Consider the following 1,183-nt stretch of genomic DNA (forward strand, 5'->3'; position numbering starts at 1 on the left):
CGCCATTATATTGATGTGGTCGTAATTGGCTGTAATAACCAATAATATATCGAGTGATTTCGTGTTTTGCTTCAGCAAAACTACGATAACCTACATTTGGTACCCATTCTGTTTTTAAACTTCTAAAGAAGCGTTCCATGGGGGCGTTATCCCAACAATTTCCTCGTCGTGATAAGCTTTGTTTAATCTGGCATCGCCATAGTAATTGTCTGTAGTAACTGCTGGTATAATGACTACCTTGATCACTGTGAAACATAACCCCTTTAGGTTTATGTCGTGATTCATAAGCCATCATAAGAGCCTTACCTGTTAAGTGACTGTCAGGCGATAGAGACATCGCCCAACCAACAGGCTTTCTCGAAAATAAATCGATAACCACAGCAAGATACATCCAGCGATGTCCAGTCCACACATAAGTCACATCACCAACCCAAACTTGATTAGGTGATGTAACTGCAAATTGACGATTCAGATGATTTGGAATTGCAATATGCTCTTGATTTGCTTTTCGGTATCTATGTTTCGGTGATTGGCAACTAACAAGATTAAGGGCTTTCATTTGTTTGGATGCACGATACCGACTCAAGGGAATACCTTGAGTCGTAACCATATCTGCAATGGTTCTTGCTCCAGCAGAACCATTGCTTGCAGCATGTACCTCTTTGATTAAACTACGCAGTTTAATCAATTCAATAGAAATAGATTTTGGGCGTCTTTGCCAATATTTATAGCTACTGCGATGAACATCAAATACTTTGCATAACGTTGTTATGCTGTGGCTCTTCCTGAGTTTCTCGATTAACGAGAATTGTTCAATGAGTCTGACATCAAGAGAGCGGTGGCTTTTTTTAAGATTTCATTATGCTCTTCAAGAGTGGCTAATTTCTTCTTTAACTCTCGTATTTCAATCTGTTCAGGCGTCATCGGTGAAGCTTTCGGTGATTTACCTTGGCGCTCTTCTTTTAACTGACGAACCCACTTATCCATCGTAGATTTACCCACATTCATGGCCTGAGCAGCTTCAGTTACTGAATAGTTTTGATCGATAACTAATTGTGCTGCCTCTAATTTAAATTCAGCACTAAATAATCGTCTTGTTCGTTTTGTCATGATGTCACCTATCCATGTTAAGAGGTGATGATATCACCTCTGAGTAGGTGGCCAAATTTAATGTACCACTACA

1 protein-coding gene is annotated in these 1,183 nt (G+C 39.6%); it reads right to left on the minus strand.

All coding sequences use genetic code 11. The features are described 5' to 3' along the window. Positions 1–1,110 (minus strand): IS3 family transposase gene (locus tag C9J46_RS21270; RefSeq protein WP_107291490.1). Its coding sequence is split into 2 segments (ribosomal slippage), with 1,111 coding nucleotides annotated over them: positions 1–855 and positions 855–1,110; the frame shifts between segments, so codons are not numbered across the junction. This gene is flagged as partial in the annotation. Positions 1,111–1,183: the final 73 nt, after the last annotated feature.

Source organism: Photobacterium sp. GB-36 (genome assembly GCF_003026135.1).
Taxonomy (GTDB): Bacteria; Pseudomonadota; Gammaproteobacteria; order Enterobacterales; family Vibrionaceae; genus Photobacterium.